The following is a 20,425-nucleotide window of genomic DNA, read 5'->3' as shown; positions in this document are numbered from 1 at the left end:
TATTAAGTTAAAGTCGAGTAGATAATTCCTGTTATTATAGCAATTCCAAAACTTATTAAAGTTCCTATTAAAATGTATTCTGTGAGTTGCCTGTGTTTAGACTTTCTTAAATCACCAAATCTAAAAACAGATTTAGCTGTAATTAAAAAACCAACAGCTTCCCAGTGTCCTACTATTATGAAAATAAACACTAAAATACGCTCTAAAATACCAATATATTTCCCTGCATCCTCTAGTGACTTGTTATTTTTAGTAAGTTCTGAAATATTCCATTTAAAAAAAATGGTTTTCATAATTATAGAGGTAGGAATTGTTAAGAATAGCAAACACGTTACTAGTAATAAGTTGTTTTCGGTAATATAAAAACTTAAGTTGAAGGTGTTCTCAGTAAACAAATAATAGCTAAAATAAATAACTGAAATATGAAGTAATTGGTCAACAAAAAACAACAAGCGTTTTGTTTTTTTCTTTTGAATTAAAAGCTTTGTAGCATCAATAATTAAATGTGTAATACCTATGGTTAGAATTATGGGCCATAGGGAAATATCCCAAAGGAAAATGCTGGTTAAAATAACATGAATTAAAACATGCAGATAAAGTTTTTTTGATTTTAGTTTTTTCTTCTCTTTTTCTTTAACCCATTTTTTAGGTTGAAGAAAAAAATCACCAATAATATGTGCTAATAAAAGCTTTATCAAAACCATCATAATGAACTTATTTTATGTTTATACATTTGGTTTAACTCTAAAATTTCTTCTAAATGAGCCCGTTTTTGGCGGTTGCTAATGGCGTTTTGGTTAATGCCTATCAGTTTTCCTAATTCGCTTTGTAATGCATTGGGGTTTTCAATGCTTAGTTTTACAATTTCAGCGGAATTAACACTCCAAGTGTCCATCGTAATTAATGCTAATTTAAAATATAAATTTAACTCTTTGTTAATTTCACGGTTATCGGTTTTAATACGCAAATTCTGTTTTTCCTTTTTTAAAGTTTCTAAAACTTCACCCGAAAATACAAACGCATCACCATTAGATTCTGTAACATCGTTTCCTTCAAAGGTTTTATTGCCAATACCAATTGCTAATCTAACATCTAAACCTTTAATCATTTTAATAGCGGCTTTTATGTATAAAGCAGCTATAAAACTAGTAGGATAATCGCTTATTTCTATTTGAAAACTGTCGCCTCTGTATAGTTCCCAAAACGAGGTTTCAGGACTTAAATAAGACAATACCTTTTTTAAGGTGTTTATCCATACTTCGGGGTCTTTTTGTTTTCTGGAGTTTATAATATCTCCTGTTATAACACTTGTCATTCAGTTAGAATTTATATATCATCTAATTACATGATAAACAAATATATCACTTAATTGGGTGATAAACAAGTTTATCACTTAAATAAGTGATATGTGATAAGATGTTAATCTTCTTCTGCACGCTTAATAATGGCTTCTGGTAACGCTTTTTTAGCTTTAGCTCCCATTTTTTTAAGGCGTTCTACACTCGAAATTAAATTTCCTTTGCCATCAACCAGCTTGTTCATAGCGGCAGAATAATCGCTTTTAGCTGCATCAATTTTTTTACCAACACCAGTTAAATCAGATACCAAGCCCTCAAATTTATCGTATAGCGCACCTGCTTGTCTAGCAATTTCAACAGCGTTTTGTTGTTGCTTTTCATTGTTCCACATACTGTCAATAGTGCGTAAAGTTGCTAAAAGGGTAGAAGGTGTTACTATAACAATATTTTTCTCGAAGGCTTTGTTGTAAATACTATTGTCTTCGTTTACAACTACAGCAAAGGCAGGTTCAATAGGGATGAACATTAAAACAAAATCGGGCGATTCAATATCGTATAAATCTTGATAGTTTTTTTCTGATAATTGGTCAACGTGTCTTTTAATTGAGTTTACGTGTGCTTTTAAAAATAGCGTTTTGTCATCATCATCGGCATTTACTAAGCGCTCATAATCTGTTAAAGATACTTTAGAATCGATAATCATTTTTTTGCCATCGGGAAGATGTAAAACCACATCGGGTAAAACTCGAGAACCATTTTCTAAAGTAAAACTTTGCTGTACAAAATATTCTCTATCTTTTTCTAACCCCGATTTTTCTAGCACACGTTCTAAAACCAATTCGCCCCAATTCCCTTGCATTTTACTGTCACCTTTTAAGGCTCTGGTTAAGTTGGTGGCTTCTTTGGTCATTTGTTGGTTGAGGTCTTTTAAACCTAACAACTGCTCTTTTAAAGCCGAATGCATACTAATGCTTTCTTTTTGGGTTAAATCGACTTTGTCTTCAAAGGTTTTGATTTTATCTTGAAGCGGTTTTAGAATGGCGTTTAAGTTTTCTTTGTTTTTAGTGGTGAATTTTTCAGATTTCTCTTCTAAAATTTTATTGGCCAACAACTCAAAATCTTTACGAAGTTGTTCTTGGCGCTCTTCTATTTCTTGGTCACGTTTGGAACTTAAATGTTGCAGGTTTTCGTATTCGGTATTCCTACGAGTTAATTCAGAATTTAAAAATTCTTTTTCACGACGAATATCTTCACGTTCTCTTTCAACTTTATCGATGTTTTGTTTCAGTTCACTAATAGTTGTGTTTAATTGACTTTGGCGCTCTTCTAAAGTGCTTTGTTCGCTTTTACTTTTTAGTTTGGTGATGGTCATGCCAATATAAGCACCTATGCCTCCAGAGATAAGAATGGCAAGAATTAGGATCAGGTTGTCGTTCATTTAAAAAAAATATGTTTGACCAAAGATAATTTTTTTAGTCGGATGAACGAAGAATGACATTGTCAGAAATCTATTTTTTTCAAGTTAATTTAAAAAATAGATGAATCAATTTTTATATCAGCATTGCTCCAAGCTTGATTAAATTCTTGTTTTATTTTTTTAGCTTCTTCCATTTTACCTTGCGATTTTAGACTTTTATATAACCCAGTTAAGGACCATCCATTTTGTCTTAGAACATGCAAATCTTCATTGTATATCTTTTCAGCTTCTTCATATTTTTTAGCTTTCATAAGCATTGCTCCCAAGTTTTGTCTGGTAGGGATATGCCATGCAGCAGGTTCGTTATATATTAGCCCATCTTCTAAAACAACTGCTTTTCTTAAGTGTTCAATTGCTAAATTATAATTCCCTTCTAATCCGGCCAATTCCCCAGAAACAACTTCATAAGCTAATTTTGCGATAATAGTTCCGGAATCAAACCCGGTGGCTATGATGGTTTCCATCTCAGGGTCTTTAACAACTTCACTAATTGCCTCAAGTTCTTCTTTAGCTTCTTTAATATTATTCTTTCTGATGAATGCGATGCCTCTCGCATAATGCCAAATAAGTTTTAAATGCTTAATGTTATCATTTGGTTTTGGGTAGGTAAGGATATCGTTCCATTTTCCAAATCGTGTATATGCCAGAAGAGGCGTAGAAGCAAAATTTTGTAAAAAATGAAGTTCTTTCATTTCACCTACTGGAACTTTTTCTGATGTTTTTTTTGCAGCATCAATTGCTAGCTGACTATTTCCTAAAAGGCTTGAAGCAGACCAAAGAAAATGGATGTTGTGGGGGTAATAACCTAACGGATACATGCCTTGAGAAAAGCATTGAGAAATATAATCCTCATCTGCTAGAATAGCTTCTTGATTAACCCTTACGGCATCTTGGTATCTGCCAACTCTAATGTAAATATGAGATGGCATATGCACAATATGACCTGCAGCAGGCATTAAAGTACCTAGTTTTTCAGCACTGGGAACTCCTAAGTGGGGGTATGGCAGTTCAACCATATGGATATAATAATGATGAGCACCAGGATTATTGGGGTCTAATTTCATTGCTTTTTCAAGGGCTGCTTTTGCATCAGGAATGCTTGGAGATGGTTTCCCGTCTTTGGTCCAATAATTCCAAGGGACGGTATTCATAACGGCATCAGCATATAGTGTGAGAATATCAGAATCTTCAGAATATTTTTTAGCAACTTTTGCCATCGATTCCATATAAGCCATATTTAAATTGGCAACATCTTCCTCTAAGTCTTTTGAGTATCTATGTGTTAATGCCTCAATGAGTGCTTGTTCTTTTGGAGTTGATTCATTGATGAGCTTCATAGCTTTAGCAATAGCCTCATTATATTTGTTTTTACGTTCATCATCGGGTAAGGGATCATTAATATTAGGGCCTAAAACATATGCTTGCCCCCAATAAGCCATGGCGCACTTAGGGTCTAATCGTGACGCTTCCATAAACGATCGATGGGCTTCGGCATGATTGAAAGCATAAGTTAGTCGTAACCCTTGGTTAAAAAACTGCTGCGCTAATTTGTTTTTTGTACTTACTGTGTATGTGTGATTTCCCAAGTTTTCAAATAAAGGAGCAATTTGTTTTGTCGTATCAACATTTTTAAGCAAAAATTTAGTGACGGTACAACTCATTGAGTTAGCCCCAATTCTTTTAGAATAGTCGAAAGTGTCTGTGCTTCTTGTTTTATGCAAAATGGCAGTAGCCAGAATAACAGAAGTAAATAAAAGGGTTAATTTAGTTTTCATAATTTCTGAAATAATTTTAGTAAAGATGAAACATGTTTAATAGCAACCAATTGTAATAAGCAGACTGGTAAATCTCTCTATTAGGTTGGTTATTAAGGAATAACCTATTATAAATGTAGTGAATTTTAGGAGGTTAAGAAAATAATTTTATTTCTTCACTCGAAAACTTCCCGTTTTCTCATCAAAGGCAATTAAATCTTTAGGGAATAATGATTTGAATGTTCCATTTGAAATGAGGTTGCAAGGTGTGTCAGTCACCACAGAATCTTTAGACATCACAATCATGGTGTCGCAAAGTTGAATAGCTAAATCTATTTCGTGTGATGAAAACAGAATGGTTTTTCCGGTTTCTTTAGCCAATTTTTGAAGCAGTTTTAAAATATAGGCTTTATGGTACATATCTAGATGGGTCGTAGGTTCATCTAAAATAATCAAGTTGGTATCTTGAGCTAAAGCACGCGAAATCATCACTTTCTGTAATTGGCCATCACTTAATTCGAAGCACCTTTTGTGTTTTAAATCGGTTATATTGGTTTGGGTTAAGGCGATGTTTATGCGCGTTATATCATTTTCAGATAAACTACCCACCCAGTTGGTATAGGGTTGCCTGCCCAAAGCTACTAATTCGAAAACCGATAAATTTTTTGACATCATTTGTTCGGTTAAAACCAAACTCATCACTTTTGCTAAATCGAGTGCAGCAAATTGTTTTATGTTTCTTTTAGCTATATAAACCTCACCACTTAAAGCATCTTGAACATTGGTAAGTGTTCGTAAAAGAGTCGATTTTCCAATACCATTACCTCCAACTAAACCAACTAATTCACCTTTGTGTAATTCAATGTTAATATTTGAAGCCACAATATTACGCTCTTTTTTTGAAGCATACCCAATAGATAAATTTTTGGTTTTTAAAATGATATGCTGATTTGTGTTTTCCATTTAAAATATCATTTTACGTTTTCTTACCAATAACCAAATAACTACAGGCGCACCCACTAAAGAAGTTATGGCGTTAATAGGCAATGTGTAATCGCTATTGGGTACTTGTGCAATAGTGTCGCAAATAAGCATAACAATCGCACCAATTAAAAATACGGCAGGTAATAATATTTTATGGTTTGAGGTATTGAAAACTTGACGTGTTAAATGAGGTATAGCTAACCCAATAAATGCAATAGGTCCTGCAAAAGCGGTTATGGTTCCAGCTAATAAACTGGTGGAGATGATAATGGCTAAGCGACTTCTTTTAATATCCAAGCCTAAACTTTTGGCGTAATTTTCACCTAAAAGCAAGGTGTTTAACGATTTTACCGAGCCTAAACTAATAATGATTCCAAGACTGTAAATTATAAAGAATATCAATAATTCATCCCAAGATAGATTACCTAAACTTCCAAAGCCCCAGAAAATATATTGTTGCAATTGTTGCGCTGAACCAAAATAGGAAAGTACACTTACAATAGCCGCTGTTATACTAGCAAACATAAGCCCTATAATAAGTATCGCCATGGTATCGCGTACTTTTATGGATACCATCAAAACGGCTAATAATACCAAGAAACTACCTAAACTAGCAGCAATTACAATGCTCCATTTTGAAATTAAAAAAGCCATAAACACCCCTCCAAATACAGATGAACCCAATATAATTAAAGCAACCCCTAAACTAGCACCCGAACTAATACCTAAAACAAAAGGGCCCGCTAACGGATTTCGAAATAAGGTTTGCATTAAAAGTCCAGAAATGCCCAAACCAGAACCTACTAAAATAGCAGTTAAAGCTTTTGGTAATCTGTAATTTTGAATGATGTGTTGCCAGGTTTCTTGTTCAGTGGCGATACCTATTAGACTATTGAAAACGTCTTTAAGCGGAATATAAATAGAGCCCAAACTTATGTTTGTTAAAAAGCAAAGTATGACTATAAGAAATAATACTAAAAAGGAGAGGCTGTATGTTTTTGAGTTTGGCAATTATTCTAATTTTTTAAAAAAGTAAAGATGATAATTTTTTAGGAGTTGTGGGTGACAAATTTTAATAAGGTCTTTTAAAACCAAATCGGGTCGGGTAGTGCCCAATTCAAAATACAAAATACCACCAGATTTTCCTTTTGTGTTTATGGAAGAATAAATGTTGTTATTTTGAAAGGCATTAAACATGGCATGGTGTGAATTGGCCTTTTTCAATGCTTCTTTGTTCTCGTAATTTGAAGGACTTATCCAAATATCGGCCTCTTTAGCTTTGGAGAAAACGGTTTCAAAGTTAAGCGATAAACTTCCCGTTCCTTCTGAATCGCTCCATAAATAATTGGTGTTGGCATCTTTTAAAAGTTTCGCTTCGGTACTGGTGCCATTTGGTAAAAACCAAACATCGTTATGCATGGCACCACTTAAAATACTCGGTTTTGTTTTTGCGTTTTTTGCTAATGTTTTGGCTTCTAAATAGTCTTTTTCAATAGCATTGAATATAGAATCAGCTTCTTTTTCTTTATTAAATAAAACACCAAAAAACTTAATCCATTCTGCTTTTGCTAAAGGGGATTCTTCAACCCAATCGCCATTAAAAATAACAGGAATACCTGATTTTTTAATGGTTTCAAAAGTTCTGTTATTGCCATCAATTCCAAAACCAATCACCACGTCTGGCTTTAATTCTAATAACACTTCTGTATTGATACCTTCGTTTTTTCCTAATTCTCTCACCAATCCGTTATCAATTCTATTTCTGGTTTTTTCAGAAGAAATATAATCGGTTCCCGGAAAACCAACCAGTGTTTGCTCCACGTTCAATAATTCTAAAGCTGGAATGTGAGTGGTGCTTGTTACTACTATTTTTTTAATAGGAATTTCAATAATGGCATCAAAACGAGATTTTTCTGTGTACCAAAACTCAACATCATAATTTTTATTCAAAAGTGCAAAGTGATAACTTTTATATGCTTTTGGCCACGGACTTATTATTTCTAAAATTTTATAAGTACCATAATCTTTAACCGTAAAACCCTTGGCGTATTTTAATTGCAATGGTTCTCCACTAAAAGCCTCAGTTAATTGTTTTGCTTGTTCATTTTTACAAGCTGTTAAACATGTAATTAGAAAGAATAGGATTATTTTTTTCAATGGATGATTTTATTTTTTCAAAAGTAAGATTATTTAATCTTTTGAATAAATCATTAGACAAAATGTTTATTTTTGCAGCGAAATTTGGTTTTATCTATTTCAAGTAGATGAATTAAAAGGGAATCTGGTGCAATGATTTTAGATTTACGACTGTAGATTTACGATTTTCAACATTTAACTGAAAATCAGTAAATCGTAATTCAAAAATCATTAATTCCAGAGCTGTTCCCGCAACTGTAGGCTATCAAGCTTCATGTAAAACTTCTAGTCACTGAAGATTTATTCTTTGGGAAGACCAACATGAAGACGCAAGTCAGGAGACCTGCCATTTTCAAAACAAATAAGTTAAACTTTCGGGATAAAAGTTTGCGTATGTAGTCCATGCGATTCTCGAGTAATTATTCATTAAAATGAACAAAAAAACAAATGTTTTTGGTGTACTATGTTTTAGTATGTCAATGGTTGGTTTTGCGCAACAGCAAATCGACTCAACTACGGTGGAGCAACTTGATGAAGTTGTTGTTACCGACTCACGTTTTGATTTAAAGCGTGAACATTCAGGAAAAACAGTTATTAAAATTTCGAAAAATGAAATTGAAAACAACCAAGGAAGAAGTATTTCAGAATTAATAAATACCAAAAGTGGTATTGAAATTAATGGAAGCCGAAGTGCAGAGGGCCAAAATTTAGGCTATTATGTTCGTGGTGGAAATAACCGCCAAGTGTTGGTGCTTATTGATGGCATACAAGTAAATGACCCATCGCTAGTTTCAAATGAGTTTGATTTACGTTTGTTAGATTTAAACACCATTGAATCTATTGAAATTATAAAAGGGGCTGCCAGCACCTTATACGGGAATGCCGCAGCTACAGCAGTTATAAGTATTACAACAAAAAAATCTTCAAAAGAAAAAGTAGCTGCTAATTTTTTAACGGTGGTTGGAACGAATCAATCTCAAGACGATTTGAATTATTATGGTTCTAGCTTTACAAATAGTGTGTCTGTAAACGGAAGTGTTGATAAATTTAACTACTTAGCAAGTTTTGGAAATAGATATGTTGATGGTTTATCTGCTGCAAACCTAGAAAATGCTGAAAAAGATGCCTTTTCAAGATATAATACCAATTTAAAATTGGGCTACCAATTTAGCGATGCTTTTGAAATGACTGCATTTGCAAGTTATGATAAATTAAAAACCGATATTGATGGGTTTCCTCCACCAACATATGCGCCTGGAGATACTTTTGATGCGTATTATTCCAACCAAACCAGATTTGCAATAGCACCTAAATTTACATACAACAACGGTAGTTTTCAGGTTAATGCAGCGTATTCTAAGATTGACAGAGAAACCATTTCTAGTTTTTCAACCACCAATGAAGCCGAAAGCTATGTGGTTGATGCCTTTAATAAATATGTTTTTAATGAAGATTTTTACACTATTGTTGGTGTGAATCATGCGGATTATAAAAGTTTATTTGCCACCAATGAAAGTTACTCGAATACCGATCCTTACTTAAATATGGTATATGTATCAGATTTTGGTTTGAATTTGAATGCAGGAATGCGTTTAAACAACCATAGTGAGTATGGTTCGCACTTGGTTTACAGTTTAAATCCGTCGTACAGTGTTCCTGTTGATGCGGGATATTTGAAGCTTTTAGGTTCTTACGCTACATCATTTATTGCACCTAACTTATCGCAATTATTTGGTTACTTTGGTGCAAACCCAAATTTAGAACCAGAAGATAATAGAACTATTGAAGGTGGTTTAGAATTCTCAAATAAAAAGGGGTTTCGTGTAAACGGATTGTATTTTAATAGAAACGAAGAGAACACAATTATTTATACTACAGGTTATGAAAATGCAACAACAGATGCCACAGTACATGGTGTTGAAGTTGAAGCCGAAATTAAAATTATAGACGATTTGTTTTTTAATGCAAACTATACGTTTACAGAGTTAAAAGAAGGGACGCGTTTACGTTTACCTAAGCATAAAGTAAATGCTGGTTTGGGGTATAGCTTCTCGAATAAATTGTTTGCTTCTGTAAATTATCAATTTGTTGGTGAGCGATTGGATACCGATTTTTCAACGTATCAAAATACAAAATTAAAATCGTATTCGTTAATAGATCTTTATTTTAGTCAGAAATTAATAAAAAATAAGTTGAAGCTTTTTGCGGGCATCACTAATCTTTTAAATGAAGATTATACAGAAATTATTGGTTTTACAACAAAAGGGAGAAATGTAAGCTTAGGATTGAATATCAATTTATAAAAGTAAAAGCCCGATTAAAATTTAATCGGGCTTTGTTTTTATTCATTGAAATTTCTTCTTTTTAAATCCGTCGGAAGTTTTTTCTCAACATGCATCTCATTATTAAAGGGTTCAAAACTATTACTATCTTTAATTGATTTTAAAAATGGTTTAGATTTAGATTTTATGGTTTCTAATTTAATAATAGAGCCTTCAATGTTGGCTAAAGCAGCTGCTAAAAGTGTTTCGTTTTCATCACCTAAAACGCCTAAATTTGTATAGCTTTCTTTAATTTGAATGTCTGGGGTTAGTCCATTATCGTAATCGGTATTACCTACTTTGTTCAACGATTTAAAAATAAGTGGCTGCATCGCGTAGGCATGGTTAGGATTGGCTCCTTCACGTCCAAAATCATCCGAATCATATAAGGTAGTAGACGCTTGGTATTTTCCCGTTGTGAAATCTCCAATATGGATAACGTTAATATAAGGGTCTAGACTGTTTATTACCAATTCGCTTGCAGAGGCAGAGGCATCTGTTGCCAATATATATACTTTTTGAAGATTCAAACTATTTAAAGCAGTGCCTTTATTGTTGTTTGTAAAACGGTTAATTAATAATTCTGGATTTTGGTTTTCAAAGAAAGTTTGAAATTCAGTATTCCATGCTTCGGTACTAAAAATTTCACCATTAAATTGTCCTGTTATCATGCTTGATAATAAAATAGCTGAATTGACAGCCCCCCCCGGGTTGTATCTTAAATCTAAAATAAGATGCTTAACATTGTTGGCTTTAAAATTTGCAAAAGCGGCGTTAAGTTGAGAATCATAATTGGCAGTAAAACCATTGTACATTAAGTAACCAACATTTTCGCCTTTTACAGTTATGACTTTAGTTTTGTAAATGGGATTTTCAGAATACTGTAACTTGTTAAGTGTAATAGATTCATTTTTAGACGCCACGGTATCATCACTTGTTTCAGAGGTATTATTAGTGTTGTAAGTCGCTAAATTTATTTTGTATGAGTTTGAGGCTAATAAACGACTATAATTATTGGTGGTTAAAGGTGTTCCATTAATGGCGTTAAAAACGTCACCACGCTTTAACCCTTTATTTTCGGCATCACTATTTGCTAAAACTAAACGAACAATACCAATAACTTTGGTTGAGCTATTAGGCTCTAAGAATAACTTAAATTCCATACCGTTACTGGTGGAAACACCGCTGAACAATTGTTCTAAAGCAATATAATCATCAACTATCCAACTGTATTTGTCTACGGTTTCACGCTGATGAATGAGACTTTCAAACAAATCTTCAGGACTGGAATGGCTGTTTAAATAATCTACATACGTTATGTTTGATGTAAACCTATCATTAGCAAGATTAGGAATGTTGTTTTTGTATAGGTAAAATGTATTCATACCTTTCCAAACGAAATCGTTAATTGAACTTGCGGAAATTTGATTGTCGTCATCGTCTTTAAAACAACTTGTGGTTATAAAGGAAACTGTAAATATTAGGATTAGGGCTTTTGTAAATTTCATCAACCTGTGTTTATTATTTTTAGGTGTTAGTCTTTAAAACTCTAAATTTACTTACATTATTATATAATTAAAAAATATTTGTAACAAATTAGATTAACGGTCGTCGTAATATCAAATAGCCCAAACAAAGTTATTTTAACCAACTAATGCAAACCAAAAAATGACTCAAAACGAGTTTTTAAATATTGTGATGCCTTTTAAGGATAAAGTATTTCGTTTAGCAAAACGATTACTAGTATCTACCGAGGAAGCAGAAGATGCTACACAAGAGGTTTTGATGAAGTTGTGGAACAATAAAACAAAAATTGAAGATTACAAGAATATTGAAGCGTTTTCAATGACCATGACAAAGAATTTTTGTTTTGATAAATTAAAATCGAAACAAGCGCAAAATTTAAAAATTGTGCATAATAATTACCAAGATGGAAATGCATCTTTACAAAAGCAGGTTGAATTAAACGATAGTATTAACTGGGTGTCGAAAATTATTGAAGAGTTGCCCGAACAACAAAAATTAGTCATTCAATTACGAGATATAGAGGAATATGACCTAGACGAGATTGCAAAAATGTTAGATATGAACAACACAGCAGTACGCGTAACCTTGTCTAGAGCCAGAAAAACAATAAGAGAAAAATTAACTAATACACATAATTATGGTATTAAATAGTATAGAAAAGTTATTAGAAAAATATGAAAATGGAGAAACGTCTCTTAAAGAAGAGGAACAGTTAAAAAACTATTTTTCGCAAGAAACTGTAGCGCCACATTTAGAAATGTACAAGCCCATGTTCACTTATTTTTCAGTAAGTAAACAAGAACAATTTACTAAACCCCTTCCATTAAATTTCGATAGCTATCGAGGTAAAAAGGTATTTATCTATAAATGGATTGCTGTAGCAGCAGTAGTTGTTCTTATCTTGGGAGTTTATTTTAAAGAACCAGCTGTTTCTTCTTATGAAGAATATGCCTATGGTACTTACAATAACCCTGAAGATGCGCTTAATGAAGTCACAAAGCAGTTAGTAATGATTTCAAATCATTTTAATAAAGGAATCTCTACAGTAAACTACCTTGAAGAAGTAAACAAAGGCACTGAAACTCTTGGTTATTTGAATGAAATTGAAAGCGCCACAAGTATCATTTTTAAAAAGTAATCAACCTGTGCTGAACTTGTTTCAGTATCAAAAACGAACAAATACATAAATCAAATCAACTAAAAATTAATAAAATGAAAAAAACAATAATAGTATTCGTAATGGCAATCATGTTATTGCCTCTTTCTGGAATGGCTCAGGATATTTTTGAAAAATATAATGATAATTCCGATGTTACCTATGTGTCCATTAAACCTAAAATGTTTCAAATGATTGCAAAAATGGGGATTAATGTTGATGAACCAGAGGCAAAAGCTTATATGGATATGGTGAAAAGCATCACTAGTTTTAGAACCATTGTTACCGATAATAAAACCATTTCGGCCGATATTAGTAAATGGGTTAAATCGCGTTCTGGTTCTTTAGAAGAATTAATGGAAGTTAAAGATGATGGTGCAGAAGTGAAATTCTATGTAAAAGAAGGCAAAGACTCAAACCATGTAAAGGAGTTATTAATTTTTGTAAATGGCATCAATAAAGTCATGAAAGAAAGTGTTGATGTGAACGGGCAACAGCGACGTTTTGAAACAGTTATCGTGTCGCTTACAGGAGACATAAATTTAAATGAAATTTCTAAGTTAACCGAGAAAATGAATATCCCTGGCGGAAATCATTTAGATAAAAAGAAAAAGAAATAGCAATACGTATCAATCATGAACCGGACAATAAACCATATCCTAATAGTTTTATCTACATCCTTCATATTGGTGAGTTGTACTGATGGGGCTAGTTTGCAGCGTTATTTTGTAGACCATCAAGAGTCTAAAGATTTTATAACGCAAGATGTGCCAATATCTATGTTGAAAATTGATGAATCTAAATTCAATAATGAACAAAAGGAAGCTTATAATTCCGTAAAACGTTTGAATTTTTTAGGTTTTAAAGCCAATGAAATTAACGATGAATCACTGAAAGTAGAATTAGCAAAAGTTAAAACTATTTTGAGCAATAAAAAGTATAACGACCTTGTGGAATTTAGCGATAGAGGAAATAAAGTTGTTGTGAAATATATTGGAACAGATGAAGAGGCCGATGAAGTAGTTGTTTTTGGAACTTCGAAAGAAATGGGCTTTGGAATTGTTCGGGTACTAGGGGACGATATGAGCCCAGATAAAATGGTAACTTTAGTTAGTATTTTACAAAGTGCTAATGTAGAGGAAGCGCAAGTTCAAGACATTATGAACTTTTTTAAATAAAGATAGTTTGTTAATAGTAAAAAGGTTTGCCAAATTTTTGGCAAACCTTTTTTATTTTAAGTCGTTTTGTTCTTCCTTTTTAGATTTAGAATGTACAATGAAAAAGTTGGTTAAAATCACTAAAAAAATGATAGTTAATACGGTTTTAACTATGTAATTATCTAAAACCTCTAATATTCCAGACACAAAAATACCTCCAACTACTATGCCGCAAAGTATTAATGATTGTCTGTCGTTTAACATGGCTTAAGTTTTAAATTCCTGTATAATTACTAGGTGTAATACGTTTTAATTCGTCTTTTATTGTGTTAGATATCTCTAAAGTATCAATAAAATTAGAAATGGAATCTTTATTTATTTTTTCATTGGTACGTGTTAAACCTTTTAAAGCTTCATACGGATTTGGGTATGCTTCACGGCGTAAAATTGTTTGAATCGCTTCAGCAACCACGGCCCAATTGTTTTCTAAGTCTTCAGCAAACTTAGCTTCATTTAACAATAATTTATCCAACCCTTTTAAAGTTGATTTAAAGCCAATTAATGTGTGCCCAAAAGGAACACCTACATTTCTTAAAACGGTACTGTCAGTTAAATCGCGTTGCAATCTAGATAACGGAAGTTTTGCCGATAAATGTTCAAAAACTGCATTGGCAATTCCTAAATTACCTTCACTGTTTTCAAAATCAATAGGGTTTACTTTGTGTGGCATCGCAGAACTTCCTACTTCGCCGGCTTTAATTTTTTGTTTGAAATAATCCATTGATACATAGGTCCAAATATCACGGTTTAAATCAATTATAATCGTGTTAATACGTTTTAAAGTATCAAACAACCCAGCCATATGGTCGTAATGTTCAATTTGCGTCGTTGGAAACGAATGGTGCAACCCTAATTTCTCCTGAACAAATTTACCGCCAAAAGCTTTCCAGTCAATGTTTGGATATGCCACATGGTGTGCGTTAAAATTTCCAGTAGCACCACCAAATTTGGCAGCACTCGGTATGTCATTAAGTAAATTGAATTGCTCTTGCAACCTAACCACAAACACTTCAATTTCTTTCCCAAGTCGGGTAGGGGAAGCCGGTTGCCCATGCGTTCTTGCCAGCATAGAAACGCTTGCCCAATCTTTAGATAAAGCTTTTAATTTATTTAAAACAATTGTGTATTCAGGTACATAGACATCATTAATAGCTTCTTTAATACTTAGCGGAATCGCCGTATTATTAATATCTTGAGAGGTTAATCCAAAGTGGATAAATTCTTTATATTTAGTCAAGCTTAGCTTGTCAAATTTTTCTTTTATAAAATATTCAACCGCTTTAACATCGTGGTTTGTAACGCTTTCAATCTTTTTTATTGCTAACGCATCATCACTACTGAAATTTTTGTAAATCGCTCTTAAATCATCAAAAATATTAGAATTAACATCTTTAAGTTGAGGTAATGGAATTTCGCAAAGCGCGATAAAATATTCTACTTCAACCAGAACACGATATTTTATTAAAGCCTCTTCAGAGAAAAAAGGGGCTAATTCGTTTACTTTACTTCTATAGCGTCCATCAATTGGTGAGATGGCATTTAAAGGTGATAATTGCATGTGTTGTTTGGTTTTTTTGAAGTTGCAAAGATACGTTTTTGATTTACGATTTACGATTTTGATTCACGATTTTTGAAGTTTAATAGAAAACAAAAAAAAACAATTAATTGGGAGTTACCCTTCCCGATAATTATCGGAAGGGTTGGGCTTGGAGTTTGCCCTGAGCGTAGACGAAGGGTTACAATTCCTCGTTCCTGCGTCACTGCGGGCTTTTCACTACAATTCCTAACGCACCTACCAGCTATGTATAATTATAAATGAATATCAGTTTTTTATTTTTTTAAGTATCCGTTTTGCCCTCACTTTATAACCGGCACTTTGCGTTTGAAAGTCTTGTTCTAAAATTTGTACTAATTCCGGGTGTACCCAAGGGTAGTCTTTGCCTAAAAGAAATAAAGTGTCCATAGCATACGCTTTGGCCGCAATTTTTTGGTCGCCAATTAACCAATCAAAGCAAGCTTCAATCATCAATTCAGTATGTTTTGGTTTCAATACTTTTTTTATAGTATTGGGTTGTTTAGAGTTGTATTCCTGTGCTATAAAACTACAAACCTTAGCCACAGGGCGCACTGCAGAATCTAAATGGACTTTTTTTATATGGTTACAAAAAGTATCCAAATAAGGTACAATGGCATAAACATAATGGTCGCAAACAAATTCAAAAACCCAGGAAGCGCGACACGATATTTTGTCATCAACCCGAAACATTACATCAATCAGTTTTGGAAATAAGCTCATATCGTTTAAAATCATTTGGGCATATTTTAAACGGTTTTCCCGAGAAGCATCTACATAATTCAATTCATCATAAAATTCTTCTAAACTCATATATTAATTTACTATTTTTAAACCTTTAATTTAAACCGACATGAAAATAATAAAAAAAATCTTCTTATTCTTACTAATCGTATTGGTCATTGCACAATTTTTTGGACCAGAAAAAAACGAAGGTGATTTAGCCTCTATTGATGCTTTTTTAACTGAAACCAATCCGCCAGAAGACGTAAAACTTATTTTGAAAGAAACCTGTTACGATTGCCATAGCGATGTAACCAGATACCTGTGGTACAACAACATTACACCTGTAAATTATTGGTTAGCAGGTCATGTAAAAGATGGAAAAAAACATTTTAATTTTTCAAATTGGGAAGGTAATTCGGTAAAACGTAAAGACCATAAATTTGAGGAATTAATAGAAATGGTAGAAGATAAAGAAATGCCATTGGAATCTTATACTTGGACGCACACCGAAGCGAAACTTACCGATGCACAAATAGCTTCAGTAGTAGATTGGGCAAAACAAGTACGTTTTACATATAGTTTAATGCAAAAACCTGAGTAAAGAAGCCCCATCCTATCCTTCAGCAGTGCTTTAAATGAGGTTCAGGGTGAAATCATGTATAGAGAATCACATATTCAAAATAAAACATTCGTGCATTAGTGGCTAAGGAACTCCTTATTATTGGTTTTGTATGGCCAGAGCCCAAAAGTTCTGCGGCAGGTGGCCGTATGATGCAATTGATGCGGTTTTTTCAAACTCAAAACTATCAAATAACGTTTGCTAGTCCGTGCGCTAAAAGTGATAATGCCTTCGATTTGGAAAGTATTGGTGTAGTGCAAGTTGCTATCGAGTTAAACCATTCCAGTTTTGATGGGTTTGTAAAAGAACTAAATCCGAATATTGTTTTGTTCGACCGCTTTATGATGGAAGAACAATTTGGTTGGCGTATTGCCGAACAATGTCCAGATGCTTTAAGGATTTTAGATACGGAAGATTTACATTGCCTACGAAAAGGCAGACACCAAGCTTTTAAAGATGGAAAGCCGTTTGATTTATCCTATTTATACAACGACACAGCCAAGCGAGAAATAGCCAGTATTTATAGAAGTGATTTGAGCTTGATTATTTCTGAAGCTGAAATGGAGATTCTTAAAAATGACTTTAAAGTTTCTGATGATTTGTTAGTCTATTTACCATTTCTTTTAGATGAAATTTCAGAAGAAAACATTCAAAAGCTTTCAAAATTTGAAGACCGCCAACATTTTATAACCATTGGTAATTTTCTGCACGAACCCAATTATAATGCGGTTCTGTATTTAAAAGAAACCATTTGGCCATTGATTAGAAAACAGCTTCCTATTGCCGAATTACATATTTATGGTGCCTATGCTTCGCAAAAAGTAAATCAGCTTCATAACGAAAAAGAAGGTTTCTTAATAAAAGGATTTGCTGATGATGTTAACGAAGTAATGCAACAAGCAAAAGTATGTTTAGCTCCCATTCGTTTTGGTGCTGGTTTAAAAGGTAAATTAGTAGATGCGATGCAAAACGGAACACCATGTATAACAACTTCAATTGGAGCAGAAGGGATGTTTGGTAATTTGGATGTTAACGGTTTTATTGAAGATGAACCAGACGCTTTTGCAAACAAAGTTGTTCAACTATATCTAGATGAAAACCTTTGGAAAGAAAAACAATTAAATGGATTTCAAATATTCAACAATCGTTTTAATAAAGCAGAATTTCAACAAGAATTAGCTTCAATTGTTGATGAAACAATTCAACAGCTTCACAGCAAACGCCTAAACAACTTCACAGGCAATATGTTACAACATCACGCGATGCAAAGCACCAAATTTATGAGTAAATGGATTGAGGAAAAGAATTCTAATAATCTAAAATTCTAGTAGTTTATGTGTCTAAACTCAAGCCTCAACTTCTTGCTTCTTAATTTTTCTGTAAGTAAATGAGTTGAAAATATTACGTTTTGCAAAACGCGTTAATTTGTCAGATTGACAAAGCTTAATATATAAGGCCTTATTTACACCAAAATATTCATAGGTGTTGCCATCTAAAAAAGTCACTTCTAAAAGCAACCCTTTATGTTGCCAATCTACAATCGGGCTGTTTATAGTTTCGTTGTACTCCTCTAAATTAGCCGCTTTGGTTTCAGGAGCAATACTCACTAAAAAATGATAGCCGTCAATAATTTTTCTGCTCATTAATTCGGCTTCAATAGCTTTTTCATCACCTGCTTGAAACTTATCAGGATGCCACTCTTTTACTAAGTTTCTATAAGTGGTTTTTAGTTGTTTAAGTGTCATGTCATTCTCAACACTGAACAATTTTTTGTACTCGTTAATACGCTTCATAAGGTGATTTTTCTAAATAAGGCGCGAAGATACTCATTTTAATACATTGAATAACAACTGTTTTCATTATTATAATATTTCTTTTTACTATGCGGCTTTTTTATAGCTTTGCAACTTTAAAAATTTACTATGATTTCAGTTGATAATTTAGCGGTAGAATTTGGCGGAACTGCCTTATTTAGTGAGGTTTCTTTTACTATAAATGAAAATGATAAAATTGCCCTCATGGGTAAAAATGGTGCGGGAAAATCGACCATGATGAAAATTATTGCAGGTGAACAAAAAGCGTCTCGTGGGCATGTGCGTTTTCCAAAAGATGTGGTTATTGCTTATTTACCTCAGCATTTGTTAACTGAAGATAATTGCACTGTTTTTGAAGAAGCCTCTAAAGCTTTTGAACATGTTTTTGTGATGCGCGATGAAATGGCACGTTTAAACAAAGAATTGGAAACCAGAACCGATTATGAGTCTGATGATTACATGAAAATCATTGAGCAGGTGTCCGATCTAGGCGAAAAGTATTATGCTTTAGAAGATGTAAATTACGATGCAGAGGTTGAAAAGGCTTTAGGTGGTTTAGGATTTAAACGTGACGATTTCACCCGATTAACTAGTGAGTTTAGTGGTGGTTACCGCATGCGTATTGAGTTGGCTAAAATTTTATTGCAAAAACCCGACTTAATTTTATTGGATGAGCCTACCAACCACATCGATATCGAATCGGTTATTTGGTTGGAGGATTTTTTGTTGAATAAAGCCAAAGCGGTTATGGTTATTTCGCATGATAAAGCGTTTATCGATAATATTACCAATCGTACCATTGAAGTCACTATGGGGCGTATTTACGATTATAAAGCAAACTATTCACATTATTTACAATTACGTGAAGATAGGCGCGCACACCAGGTAAAAGCTTACCAAGAACAGCAAAAATTTATTGCCGACAATATGTTGTTTATAGAGCGTTTTAAAGGAACCTATTCTAAAACCAACCAAGTAACTTCCCGCGAGCGTATGTTGGAAAAATTGGAAATTATTGAAATTGATGAAGTAGATACATCGGCTTTAAAATTACGTTTTCCACCAGCACCACGTTCGGGCGATTATCCTGTAACGGTGAAAGATTTATCAAAATCGTATGATGGTCATGTGGTTTTTAAAGATGCCAACATGTCTATTTCTCGTGGTGAGAAAGTATCGTTTGTTGGTAGAAATGGTGAAGGAAAATCAACCATGATTAAATCTATTTTAGGTGAAATAGATTTTGAAGGTAAATGTGCTTTAGGTCATAACGTGAAGGTTGGCTATTTTGCACAAAATCAAGCCTCTTTGTTAGATGAAAATTTAACCATTTTTCAAACTGTAGATGAAGTTGCGGAAGGCGATATTCGTACCCAAATTAAAACTATTTTAGGTGGTTTTATGTTTAAAGGCGATGATATTGATAAAAAAGTAAGTGTGCTTTCTGGTGGTGAAAAAACCCGATTAGCAATGGTAAAACTGCTTTTAGAACCTGTTAATTTGTTGATTCTGGATGAGCCTACCAACCATTTAGATTTAAAATCGAAAGATGTTTTAAAGGAAGCTTTAAAGAATTTTGATGGCACCTTGATTCTAGTTTCGCATGACCGAGATTTTCTTCAAGGTTTGTCTCAAAAAGTATTCGAATTTAAAGACCAACGTGTTATAGAACATTTTGAAACTATTGACGATTTCTTAGTTAGAAACAGAATAGAGAATTTAAAGCAGATTGATTTGAGAAAATAAGAGTTTAATATTTGTTTTTATCAGAAAAAGGACATATTATTATTCAGTTTTTTTAAAGTAATAAAATTAGAAAAGCA

20 protein-coding genes and 1 riboswitch are annotated in these 20,425 nt (G+C 33.1%); of the genes, 8 read left to right on the top strand and 12 right to left on the bottom strand.

The genetic code is table 11. The annotated features are described in order from the left end of the window. Positions 1–2: 2 nt before the first annotated feature. The 7 genes from VP395_RS11475 to VP395_RS11445 form a co-directional block, all read right to left on the bottom strand. Positions 3–707, bottom strand: coding sequence for a DUF3307 domain-containing protein (locus tag VP395_RS11475; protein WP_346242152.1), 705 nt, complete (start codon positions 705–707; stop codon positions 3–5). Next, the gene (locus tag VP395_RS11470) at positions 704–1,315 is read right to left on the bottom strand and encodes a transcriptional regulator (RefSeq protein ID WP_346242151.1); all 612 of its coding nucleotides are present in this window, start codon (positions 1,313–1,315) and stop codon (positions 704–706) included. Before VP395_RS11470 ends, VP395_RS11475 begins: the two co-directional genes overlap by 4 nt. A gap of 104 nt (positions 1,316–1,419) precedes the next feature. Then, positions 1,420–2,736, bottom strand: coding sequence for a DNA recombination protein RmuC (locus VP395_RS11465; protein WP_346242150.1), 1,317 nt, complete (start codon positions 2,734–2,736; stop codon positions 1,420–1,422). A gap of 89 nt (positions 2,737–2,825) precedes the next feature. Continuing rightward, a complete protein-coding gene (locus VP395_RS11460) occupies positions 2,826–4,550 on the bottom strand; it encodes a hypothetical protein (RefSeq protein WP_346242149.1) in 1,725 nt (574 codons plus the stop codon). Positions 4,551–4,697: 147 nt separating this feature from the next. After that, positions 4,698–5,492, bottom strand: coding sequence for an ABC transporter ATP-binding protein (locus VP395_RS11455; protein WP_346242148.1), 795 nt, complete (start codon positions 5,490–5,492; stop codon positions 4,698–4,700). Next, positions 5,493–6,524 (bottom strand): FecCD family ABC transporter permease, encoded by a 1,032-nt coding sequence (locus tag VP395_RS11450; RefSeq protein WP_346242147.1) that lies wholly within the window; start codon positions 6,522–6,524, stop codon positions 5,493–5,495. Then, positions 6,525–7,670, bottom strand: coding sequence for an ABC transporter substrate-binding protein (locus tag VP395_RS11445; protein WP_346242146.1), 1,146 nt, complete (start codon positions 7,668–7,670; stop codon positions 6,525–6,527). 68 nt (positions 7,671–7,738) lie between these two features. Next, a riboswitch (cobalamin riboswitch) is annotated at positions 7,739–8,014 on the top strand. A 66-nt stretch (positions 8,015–8,080) separates the two neighbouring features. Here VP395_RS11445 and VP395_RS11440 point away from each other — a divergent pair. Continuing rightward, positions 8,081–9,952, top strand: coding sequence for a TonB-dependent receptor plug domain-containing protein (locus VP395_RS11440; RefSeq protein ID WP_346242145.1), 1,872 nt, complete (start codon positions 8,081–8,083; stop codon positions 9,950–9,952). Between the two features lie 38 nt (positions 9,953–9,990). On the opposite strand, the gene VP395_RS11435 is transcribed toward VP395_RS11440, so the two are convergent. Further along, a complete protein-coding gene (locus tag VP395_RS11435) occupies positions 9,991–11,478 on the bottom strand; it encodes a S41 family peptidase (protein WP_346242144.1) in 1,488 nt (495 codons plus the stop codon). Positions 11,479–11,638: 160 nt separating this feature from the next. Here VP395_RS11435 and VP395_RS11430 point away from each other — a divergent pair, with 160 nt between their 5' ends. From VP395_RS11430 to VP395_RS11415, 4 genes are all read left to right on the top strand, one after another. Beyond that, a complete protein-coding gene (locus VP395_RS11430) occupies positions 11,639–12,148 on the top strand; it encodes an RNA polymerase sigma factor (RefSeq protein ID WP_346242143.1) in 510 nt (169 codons plus the stop codon). Next, positions 12,135–12,635, top strand: coding sequence for a hypothetical protein (locus VP395_RS11425; protein ID WP_346242142.1), 501 nt, complete (start codon positions 12,135–12,137; stop codon positions 12,633–12,635). Before VP395_RS11430 ends, VP395_RS11425 begins: the two co-directional genes overlap by 14 nt. A 74-nt stretch (positions 12,636–12,709) precedes the next feature. Beyond that, positions 12,710–13,273, top strand: coding sequence for a DUF4252 domain-containing protein (locus tag VP395_RS11420; RefSeq protein ID WP_346242141.1), 564 nt, complete (start codon positions 12,710–12,712; stop codon positions 13,271–13,273). Positions 13,274–13,288: 15 nt separating this feature from the next. Further along, a complete protein-coding gene (locus tag VP395_RS11415; protein WP_346242140.1) occupies positions 13,289–13,831 on the top strand; it encodes a DUF4252 domain-containing protein in 543 nt (180 codons plus the stop codon). Between the two features lie 51 nt (positions 13,832–13,882). Here VP395_RS11415 and VP395_RS11410 read toward each other — a convergent pair whose 3' ends face one another. From VP395_RS11410 to VP395_RS11400, 3 genes are all read right to left on the bottom strand, one after another. Beyond that, the gene (locus VP395_RS11410) at positions 13,883–14,074 is read right to left on the bottom strand and encodes a hypothetical protein (RefSeq protein ID WP_346242139.1); all 192 of its coding nucleotides are present in this window, start codon (positions 14,072–14,074) and stop codon (positions 13,883–13,885) included. Between the two features lie 10 nt (positions 14,075–14,084). Continuing rightward, positions 14,085–15,428 (bottom strand): adenylosuccinate lyase, encoded by a 1,344-nt coding sequence (purB, locus tag VP395_RS11405; protein ID WP_346242138.1) that lies wholly within the window; start codon positions 15,426–15,428, stop codon positions 14,085–14,087. A gap of 264 nt (positions 15,429–15,692) precedes the next feature. After that, a complete protein-coding gene (locus tag VP395_RS11400; protein WP_346242137.1) occupies positions 15,693–16,256 on the bottom strand; it encodes an adenylosuccinate lyase in 564 nt (187 codons plus the stop codon). 40 nt (positions 16,257–16,296) lie between these two features. On the opposite strand from VP395_RS11400, the gene VP395_RS11395 reads away from it, so the two are divergent. Both VP395_RS11395 and VP395_RS11390 read left to right on the top strand, forming a co-directional pair. Beyond that, positions 16,297–16,770 (top strand): heme-binding domain-containing protein, encoded by a 474-nt coding sequence (locus tag VP395_RS11395; RefSeq protein ID WP_346242136.1) that lies wholly within the window; start codon positions 16,297–16,299, stop codon positions 16,768–16,770. Positions 16,771–16,868: 98 nt separating this feature from the next. Next, positions 16,869–18,116 carry a glycosyltransferase gene (locus VP395_RS11390; protein ID WP_346242135.1) on the top strand — a complete coding sequence of 416 codons (1,248 nt, stop codon included), beginning with the start codon at positions 16,869–16,871 and terminating at the stop codon, positions 18,114–18,116. A gap of 18 nt (positions 18,117–18,134) precedes the next feature. On the opposite strand, the gene VP395_RS11385 is transcribed toward VP395_RS11390, so the two are convergent. Further along, positions 18,135–18,581 (bottom strand): KTSC domain-containing protein, encoded by a 447-nt coding sequence (locus tag VP395_RS11385; RefSeq protein ID WP_346242134.1) that lies wholly within the window; start codon positions 18,579–18,581, stop codon positions 18,135–18,137. A 129-nt stretch (positions 18,582–18,710) separates the two neighbouring features. Here VP395_RS11385 and VP395_RS11380 point away from each other — a divergent pair, with 129 nt between their 5' ends. Then, positions 18,711–20,348 carry an ABC-F family ATP-binding cassette domain-containing protein gene (locus tag VP395_RS11380; protein WP_346242133.1) on the top strand — a complete coding sequence of 546 codons (1,638 nt, stop codon included), beginning with the start codon at positions 18,711–18,713 and terminating at the stop codon, positions 20,346–20,348. Positions 20,349–20,425 lie beyond the last annotated feature (77 nt).

Source organism: Mariniflexile soesokkakense (genome assembly GCF_039650365.1).
Taxonomy (GTDB): Bacteria; Bacteroidota; Bacteroidia; order Flavobacteriales; family Flavobacteriaceae; genus Mariniflexile; species Mariniflexile soesokkakense.
This window is presented reverse-complemented; position numbering and strand designations above follow the sequence as displayed.